Annotated in this window: 9 protein-coding genes and 1 pseudogene; 7 read left to right on the forward strand and 3 right to left on the reverse strand. The window is 67.6% G+C overall.

Features of this window, described 5'->3' with window-relative positions:
* A pseudogene (locus tag E1261_RS45645) lies at positions 1 to 310 on the forward strand (hypothetical protein); the annotation flags it as partial.
* On the opposite strand, the gene E1261_RS40965 reads toward E1261_RS45645, so the two are convergent.
* Positions 307 to 1,134 carry an aldo/keto reductase gene (locus E1261_RS40965; RefSeq protein ID WP_132415153.1) on the reverse strand — a complete coding sequence of 276 codons (828 nt, stop codon included), beginning with the start codon at positions 1,132 to 1,134 and terminating at the stop codon, positions 307 to 309. The pseudogene E1261_RS45645 and the gene E1261_RS40965 sit on opposite strands and share 4 nt — an antisense overlap.
* 15 nt (positions 1,135 to 1,149) lie before the next feature.
* Positions 1,150 to 2,322 (reverse strand): MFS transporter, encoded by a 1,173-nt coding sequence (locus E1261_RS40970; RefSeq protein ID WP_132415154.1) that lies wholly within the window; start codon positions 2,320 to 2,322, stop codon positions 1,150 to 1,152.
* Between the two features lie 141 nt (positions 2,323 to 2,463).
* Here E1261_RS40970 and E1261_RS40975 point away from each other — a divergent pair, with 141 nt between their 5' ends.
* Complete coding sequence (locus E1261_RS40975; RefSeq protein ID WP_132415155.1) at positions 2,464 to 2,913, forward strand: MarR family winged helix-turn-helix transcriptional regulator; 450 nt, start codon at positions 2,464 to 2,466, stop codon at positions 2,911 to 2,913.
* Between the two features lie 2 nt (positions 2,914 to 2,915).
* Positions 2,916 to 3,092, forward strand: a complete 177-nt coding sequence (locus E1261_RS45650) for a hypothetical protein (RefSeq protein WP_165952817.1) — start codon at positions 2,916 to 2,918, stop codon at positions 3,090 to 3,092.
* Here E1261_RS45650 and E1261_RS40980 read toward each other — a convergent pair.
* Entirely contained in the window at positions 3,083 to 3,946 is an 864-nt protein-coding gene (locus E1261_RS40980; protein ID WP_132415156.1) for a LysR family transcriptional regulator, read from the reverse strand. The genes E1261_RS45650 and E1261_RS40980 overlap by 10 nt on opposite strands.
* A gap of 71 nt (positions 3,947 to 4,017) precedes the next feature.
* Here E1261_RS40980 and E1261_RS40985 point away from each other — a divergent pair, with 71 nt between their 5' ends.
* From E1261_RS40985 to E1261_RS41000, 4 genes are all read left to right on the forward strand, one after another.
* On the forward strand, positions 4,018 to 5,070 hold the full coding sequence (locus tag E1261_RS40985; RefSeq protein WP_132415157.1) for an SDR family oxidoreductase: 1,053 nt from the start codon (positions 4,018 to 4,020) through the stop codon (positions 5,068 to 5,070).
* Between the two features lie 133 nt (positions 5,071 to 5,203).
* Complete coding sequence (locus E1261_RS40990; RefSeq protein WP_132415160.1) at positions 5,204 to 5,782, forward strand: helix-turn-helix domain-containing protein; 579 nt, start codon at positions 5,204 to 5,206, stop codon at positions 5,780 to 5,782.
* 75 nt (positions 5,783 to 5,857) lie between these two features.
* Positions 5,858 to 7,015, forward strand: coding sequence for an NAD(P)/FAD-dependent oxidoreductase (locus E1261_RS40995; protein ID WP_238176766.1), 1,158 nt, complete (start codon positions 5,858 to 5,860; stop codon positions 7,013 to 7,015).
* Positions 7,012 to 8,536: FAD-dependent oxidoreductase (locus tag E1261_RS41000; protein WP_132415159.1), on the forward strand; the 1,525-nt coding region annotated here is incomplete at its 3' end. The genes E1261_RS40995 and E1261_RS41000, both read left to right, overlap by 4 nt.

The raw sequence follows: 8,536 nt of genomic DNA on the forward strand, positions 1-8,536 counted from the left end.
GGGCTGGGACATCGTCGACACCAACGGCGAGATTCCGGCGCAGTACGTCCGTGATGAGCAGACCCAGGCGGACCACCTGGTGACCATGCTCAAGGTGTTCACCGCCGAAGGCTTCCTCGGTGCCTCGATGTACACGTTCATCTCACCGGACGTCCCGCACCGGCCGGACGACCGCCCGCACGACCTGGACATCGCGGCGTACAGCCTGTGCAAGGTACTGCGGAAGGACCCCGACGACCCAGCATCGCCGTACCGCTGGGAACCGAAGAAGTCCTTCCACGCCGTCTCGAACTACTACGCGAACTGCTAAGCCACGTTGAACTTGTCCGGGTGCGGACCGGTGCGCTCGTCGCGGTCCAGAGGGGTGATCGTGGCGAGGTCCTCGTCCGACAGGTCGAAGTCGAACACGTTGAGGTTCTCCTTGATCCGGGCCGGCGTGACCGACTTCGGGATGACGATGTTGCCGAGCTGGAGGTGCCAGCGCAGCACGACCTGAGCAGGGGTGCGGTCGTGCTTCGCGGCGAGCGCCTGGATGACCGGGTCGGTCAGCAGCGAACCGCCCTTGGCCAGCGGGCTCCACGCCTCGGTGCGGATGCCGAAGTCGGCGCCGTACGCGCGCACGTCCTCCTGCTGCAGGAACGGGTGCAGCTCGACCTGGTTGACCGCCGGTGTGATCCCGGCGACCTCGGCGAGCCGATCGAGGTGCTCCGGCTGGAAGTTCGAGACGCCGATCGCGCGCACCCGACCATCGGCCAGCAGCTTCTCCAGCGCGCGCCAGGTGTCGACGTACAGGTCGAGGTCCGGGGCCGGCCAGTGGATCAGGTACAGGTCGAGATACTCGAGGCCCAGCAGCCCGAGGCTCCGATCGAAGGCCCGCAAGGCCTTGTTGTACCCCTGATCGGCGTTCCACAGCTTGGTAGTCACGAACAGCTCGGAGCGATCGATGCCGGAGGCAACCAGTGCCTTCCCGACCCCGGCCTCGTTCTGGTACGCCGCCGCCGTGTCGATACTGCGGTAGCCCGCCTCGAGCGCCGCCGCCACGGCCGCGGTGGTCTCCGCATCCGGGACCTGGAAGACGCCGTACCCGAGCTGTGGCATCTCGACGCCGTTGTTGAGTTTCACGGTGGGAATCATCGGTGGATCAATCCTTCAGACAGTCGTGAGAACAGGTGAGGTGCGGCGCTGCCGGTCCAGTGCCCCGGAGAGCAGGGCGACACTCAGGCCGGCGATCGCCAGCGCGGCGCCGACCCAGTTGGGGGCGGTGTAGCCGAGACCGTGTGAGATGGTCAGACCACCGAGGTACGCGCCGATCGCGTTGCCGAGGTTGAAGGCGGCGATGTTGGCCGCGGACGCGAGCGCCGGAGCACCGGCCGCCTTGTCCATGACCCGCTTCTGCAGCGGAGCCACGGTCGCGAACCCGGCCGCGCCGAAGATCGCGATGGTGATTGCCGACGGCAACTTGGCGTGCGCGGTGAAGACGAACACGACCAGTACGACGGCCAGCAGTGTGAGGATGAGATACAGGCTCGGCATCAATGAGCGGTCTGCCGCCTTGCCGCCGAGCAGGTTGCCGACGACCAGCCCGCCGCCGAAGAGCACGAGCAGCCAGGTGACGGCGCCGGACGAGAAGCCCGCGACCTCGGTCATCATCGGCGCGATGTAGGTGAACGACGCGAACACCCCGGCGAACCCGAGCGCGGTCATCGCCAGCGCCAGCCACACCTGCACGTTCTTGAACACAGCCAGCTCGACCCGCAGGCCGGGGCCTTCAGCGGTGTCCTGTCGTGGCACCAGGAAGACGATGCCGAGCAGACCGATCACGCCGAGCGCGGTCACCGCCCAGAACGTCGACCGCCAGCCGAACTGCTGACCGAGCGCCGTACCGCCGGGGACGCCGAGCACGTTGGCCACGGTCAGCCCGGTGAACATCAGCGCGATCGCGCTGGCCTGCTTGGCCTTCGGGACCAGCGAAGCGGCGACCACCGAGCCGACGCCGAAGAATGCGCCGTGGGCCAGAGCGGCGACGATCCGGCCGGTCATCAGTACGCCGTACGTCGGGGCGAGCGCGGAGAGCAGGTTGCCGGCGATGAAGACGCCCATCAGCGCGATCAGCACGGTCTTGCGGGACACCTTGGAGCCGATCGCGGTCAGCAGCGGGGCGCCGACCACGACGCCGAGCGCGTAGCCGGAGATCAGCAGCCCGGCCGACGGGATGCTGACCCCGAAGTCGGTCGCCACTTCGGGCAGCAGGCCCATGATCACGAACTCGGTGGTGCCGATCCCGAACGCACCGATTGCCAATGCGAGTAACGCCGCAGGCATGGGTTCTTTGCTCCTCTATCTGTAGTCTTAAGACTGTTACCGGCGGCCGCGCCTATTTGCTAACGCTGGTAGTTGCAGACGCGGGCTATTGCATAAGCGCTATGATGGCGCATGCAATCGTAAAGTTCAAGTGGAGGAGCCGTGGGACTACCGGACGACGCCGCCGAGGCGCGGGCGCAGGGCTGGCGCACCCTGGCCGCTCTGCACGCCCGGATCGAGGACGAGCTGGAGCGCGCGCTGCAGAAGCAGCACGGTCTGTCCGTGAGCGAGTACGGCGTGCTCGACGTGCTGGCCCGGCAGGATGAGCACCACCTGCGGATGAACCAACTGTCGACCGCAGTCGTCCTCAGCCAGTCCGCGACCACCCGCCTGGTCAGCCGCCTCGAGGACCGCAAACTCCTCGAGCGCTACCTCTGCCCCACCGACCGCCGCGGCATCTACACCGAGGTCACCCAGGCCGGCCGCGACCTCCTCGACCAGGCCCAGCCCACCCACGACGCCGTACTGACAGCCGCCCTGCAGAAGGCATCCGAGCTGCCCGAGCTCGCGCCCCTGGTGAGCGCGCTGGGCAAGCTGACGCTGACGGTCTGACCATGCTCGGCAGCAACAAGAAGCTGTACTTCGCCGTGATGGGGACCTGCGTCGGCCTGATCATGCTGGCGTGGATCGTGGTCCGGCTCTACTCGATCCCGGCCGCGATCATCATGAGCGCAGTCGCGGCCGTCCTACCCCCAGTCGCCGCGATCGTCGGCAACCGCGGTCAGGACTGAGCCAGTACGTCGATGAATGCCGCGGCAAGGGAGTCCGGGCGGCCGCGGGTGTAGGCCGTCAGGGCGCGGCTGATCGGGGGATCGGGGCGGAGGATGTGGCCGTCGTACGACGCCGGCAGGATGTTGCTCGGGACCAGGGCTGGGCCGAGGCCGGCGGCCGCGAGGGCTGGGGCGGCGGCGGTTTGTTCGGTGCGGATGGCGATGCGGGGCTCGAAACCTGCTTGTGCACAAGCGATATCGAGTACGTCGGACAGTCCGTGGTTCGGCGTGTAGTGGACCCAGGAACGGTCGGCCAGGTCGATCAGGTTGACGGTGTCGCCGGCGGCTGCTGGGTCGTCGGCGGCGACTACGACCACGAAGTCCTCGGAGCCCAGTGGGTGCAGGGATCCTGGCCAGTCGGTTGGTTCCGGGCCGATGGCGAGGTCGGCCTGACCGGCGTACATGGCTTCGACGAGCTCGTCGGTGTGCCGGTGCTCGAAGAGGCGGATGCCGACCTCGGGGTAGGACTGGCGCCAGCGGCGTAGGGCGGCCGGGAGGATGCCCAGGGTGATCGAGTAGAGGGTGGCGATCTGCAGCTCGCCGACCTCGAGGCCGGCGGCTTGGCGGGCGGCGCATTCGGCGCGGTAGGCGTCGGCCAGGGCGGCTCGGGCGTGCGGGATCATCGCGCGGCCGGTCGAGGTGAGCCGGACGTTGCGGGGCAGCCGTTCGAGCAGGGGGCCGCCGGCCGAACGCTCGAGGGCGCGGATCTGGTGGGACAACGCCGGCTGGGTCACGTGCAGCTGCTCGGCCGCCTTCGTGAACGAGCCGGTGTCCACGACGGTGACCAGGTACTCGAGCTGCCGCAGGGTCGTCATGAGCACAGCTTATGGGATCGGTGAAAACTATGCCTTAGCCTTATCTGTGCAGGTCAGGCAGGCTGTTGGGCATGGAGAACGTGGCGTTGGTGGTCGGTGCACGAGGTGTGATCGGGACGAATCTGGTCGATCACTTGGCTTCGCTGGGCGACTGGCGAGTGGTCGGATTGTCGCGGCGCGGGGGCGTCGACGTACCGGGGAAGGTGCGGCAGATTGCGGTGGATCTGCTCGATCCGGACGACACCCGGGCCAAGCTCGCCGGGCTCTCCGACGTGACGCACGTGTTCTACGTGGCGTACCAGGACCGGCCGACCTGGGCCGAGCTGGTGCCGCCGAACCTGGCGATGCTGGTCAACGTTGTCGATGCGATCGAGCCGGTGGCGCAGGGGTTGCGGCACATCAGTCTGATGCAGGGGTACAAGGTGTACGGGGCTCACCTTGGGCCGTTCAAGACGCCGGCCCGCGAGGACGATCCGCCGCATCTGCCGCCGGAGTTCAACGTCGATCAGCAGAAGTTCCTCGAGGCGCGGCAGGTGGGGAAGGCGTGGGACTGGTCGGCGTTGCGGCCGTCCGTGGTCGGTGGTGTTGCCCTGGGCAACCCGATGAACCTGGCGGTCGCGATTGCCGTCTACGCCTCGCTGTCGAAGGAACTCGGCGTACCGCTGCGGTTCCCGGGCAAACCGGGCGCGTACGACGCGTTGCTGGAAGTCACCGACTCCGGCCTGCTGGCGAAGGCCGCGGTATGGGCCGCGACCGCGCCGGCCGCGGCGAATCAGGCGTTCAACATCGCGAACGGCGATCTGTTCCGGTGGAGTGAGCTGTGGCCGAAGATCGCTCGCTGGTTCGAGATGGACGTTGCGCCGCCGCTGCAGATGTCACTGCAGGACGTGATGGCCGACAAAGAGCCGGTGTGGAAGCAGTTGCAGGCGACGCGCGGGTTGGCGGCGACGTCGTTCGCGGAAGTGTCGTCCTGGCCGTTCGCGGACTTCGTGTTCGGCTGGGACTACGACTTCTTCGCCGACGGCTCGAAGGCACGGCGAGCCGGCTTCCACGAGTACGTCGCCACCGAGGAGATGTTTTTCCACATCTTCTCTGAGCTCAGGCGGCAGCGGGTGATTCCGTGAAATGGCGTACAGAAGAACTGTTAGTACGTGTGGTCCCCACCCGGCTGCAGGCGTGAATCGTCGCCGCCGGCGACTCGACTGCCGCCTATTAACAGTCCTTCTGTACACCCTCTAAGCTCCCGGTGTGGCTGCGATGGGTGCGGGACGGGTGCTGGGGGCGAACCTGCGGGCGCGCCGGGACGAGCAGGGGATCTCGCTGTCCGAGCTGGCCCGGCGCTCGGGGATCGCGAAGGGAACGCTGTCGCAGCTGGAGTCGGGGAGCGGGAATCCGACCATCGAGACGGTGTTCAGTTTGTCGAACGCTCTCGGCGTGCCGGTCTCGGCGCTGCTGAGTGATGCGCCGACGGCCGATCTGATCCTGGTGCGGGCGGCGGAGGTCGACGTACTGTCCGGTGAGGCGATCGACCTGCGGATGGTGCGGCGGCTGGAACCGGCTGGCGGGTTGTTCGAGATCTACACGCAGGACGTGCGGCCGGACGCTGTACAGCACTCGGACGGGCATCCCGGGATCGAACACCATGTCGTGTTGAGCGGGCGGCTGCGGGTGACATCGCGCGGGCGGACCGAGGAGCTCGGGCCGGGGGACTACCTGGCGTTCCGGGCCGGTGGGCCGCACGAGTACGAGGCGGTGGACGGGCCGGTGCGCTCGGTGCTGCTGCTGGAATACCCGCCGGATGCGGCGCCGTCCGGGCCGGGGCCGCATCGCAGTTGAGACGTTGACCGCGGGACCGTCCGGGACGTACTCTCGAAATCGTTCAGTTTAATGAACGCTCTCGAGGAGGTTGCCGTGCCTGCACTGCCCGACGTGGTCGTCGTCGGTGCGGGGATTGTCGGTGCTGCCTGTGCTGAGGCGCTGTCGGCGGCCGGGGTCCGGGTGCTGGTGATCGACCGCGACGGACCTGCATCAGGTACGACGGCGGCCGGGGAAGGCAATGTGCTTGTCTCCGACAAGGAGCCGGGGCCGGAGCTCGAGTTGGCGCTCGCGTCGCGCTTCGAGTGGGAGACGGTGCTCGCGCGACTGCCGGAGCGGGTTGCGGATGTCGAGTGGGAATCCAAGGGTGGCGTAGTCGTTGCGACTGGCGATCCGGCGCCGTTGAAGACGTTCGCTGCCAAGCAGCAGGCGGCCGGTGTTGATGCTCGGGTGATCTCCGCGGCTGAGGCATTCGAGTTGGAGCCGTTGCTGACGCCTCGGGTGACAGGGGCAGTGCACTATCCGGATGACGCGCAGCTGCAACCGGTGCTGGCGGCAACGGCTTTGCTTGCTGCGGTTCGGGATCGTGGTGGTGAGGTTCGGTCCGGGGTGACGGCGCTTGGGTTGCGGCGATCGGCTTCGGGCCGGGTGATCGGGGTTGAGACGACTGACGGCGTGATCGCGTGCGGCGCCGTACTGAATGCTTGTGGGCCATGGGCTGGTGCGTTCAGCGCCGAGGCTGGTGCGCCGATCCGGGTGTTGCCGCGGCGAGGGATGGTTTTGGTGACGGCGCCGCTGCCGGAATGCGTTCTGCACAAGGTTTATGACGCCGATTATGTGGGGGCGGTCGGGAGCGGGGACGCCGAACTGCAGACGTCGACGGTGGTTGAGTCGACGCGAGCTGGCACGGTGTTGATCGGGTCCAGTCGGGAGCGGGTTGGGTTCGACGAGTCGCTGCGGGTTCGGGTACTGCGGGAGTTGGCTCGGAAGGCTGTTGGGTTGTTTCCGTTTCTGGCCGAGGTGGCGGTGATGCGGGCGTACGGCGGGTTTCGGCCGTATGCGCCAGATCATCTGCCGGTGATCGGGCCGGATCCGCGGGTGCCGGGGTTGTGGCATGTGACCGGGCATGAGGGTGCGGGGATCGGGTTGGCAGCTTCGACTGGGCGGTTGGTGACTGAGCTGTTCCTGGGGTTGGCGCCGCATGTTGCGGCCGAGCCGTTCCGGGTGGATCGGGAGGCGGTGATTTCCGGGTGACTGCCTTCTTCTCGCGGGATTCGGTCCGTACGGCGGACGTCGTACCGGTGACTGTGGATGGTTCGCCGGTCGAGGCGGTTGCTGGGCAGACCGTGGCTGGGGTGTTGCTGGCGCGAGGGCAGGATGCTTGGCGGACTACACGGGGTGAGGGGCAGCCGCGCGGTGTGTTCTGTGGGATCGGGGCTTGCTACGACTGTTTGGTCGTGGTGAACGGGGTTCCGGACGTGCGGGCTTGTCAGCGGACCGTTTCGGCGGGGGATGAGATTTCCTCGCAGGGTGGGGCTGTGTTGCCTCGCGGTGGTGGTGCTGGTGGGTCGGCTGGTCAAACGTTGCGTGCCGACGTCGTGGTGGTTGGGGCTGGGCCGGCGGGGATGGCTGCAGCGCTGGCCGCGGCTGACGGTGGGGCGTCGGTGGTTTTGGTTGATGCTGGACGTACTTTGGGCGGGCAGTTTCATCGGCAGGCTGCGGCAGAGTTCGGCGTACGGCGGAAGGCTTTTGTGGGGGATCGGGTGCTGTCGCATGAGCTGATCACGTATCTCCCGGAGTCGTCGGTGTGGGCTGTTGAGGGGACCCGACTGTGGGTGCAGCGCGGGGCGGCAGATGCTGCTGGGCGGTCTGTGTTTGCGGTTGACGGTCGGGCGGTGGTGTTGGCTACTGGTGCTTACGATCGGGTTTTGCCCTTCCCTGGTTGGGATCTTCCCGGGGTGTATACGGCGGGCGCTGCGCAGGCGCTGGCGAAGGGGCAGCGGATTGCCGTTGGTCGGCGGGTGGTGGTTGCGGGGACTGGACCGTTCCTGCTGCCGGTTGCGGAGTCGCTGATCGGGGTTGGCGCCGCGGTCGTGGGGTTGTTCGAGGCGAATCGGTTGTCGACGGTCGCTCGTGGGTGGGCGCCGGATGCATTGGTTGCTGTGGGCAAGCTTGGCGAGGCAGTTGGGTATGCACGCACGCTGGCCCGGCATCGTGTCCCACTCCGACATGGGTGGACCGTCATCGCGGCACACGGAACCGACCGGGTAGAAGCGGTCACCATCGCCCGCCTGGACGCTGGGTGGAGGCCCATCCCCGGAACCGAACGTCGGTTGGATTGCGATGCAGTGTGCGTGGGCTTCGGGTTCACACCACAGTTGGAGCTGGCGGTTGGAGCCGGGTGCAAGCTCGCCGACGACGGGTTGTCGGTCGTCGTGGACTCCGAGCAGCACACAAGCATCCCCGGAGTCTTCGCCGCCGGCGAGCTGACGGGTATCGGCGGCGCCGACCTATCCGCAGCCGAGGGCCGAATCGCAGGTGCCGCAGCAGCCCGACACGCGAGCACGGCGCGATCAGACGCTTCGGCTGGCGGCTCGGAGCTGGGGAGGTTGCGGCGGTTTGCGGAGGCCTTGGGTCGGGCCTATCCGGTGCGGGACGGGTGGAAGAGCTGGAGTGCGTCCGACACCGCGGTTTGCCGGTGTGAGGAAGTGAGCCGCGGGGAGGTTGAGGCGGTTGTGGGTGTGGAAGGGCGGGCGTTTCGGCTGAGTTGTCGGG

The organism is Kribbella albertanoniae, assembly GCF_004348455.1.
GTDB lineage: Bacteria > Actinomycetota > Actinomycetes > Propionibacteriales > Kribbellaceae > Kribbella > Kribbella albertanoniae.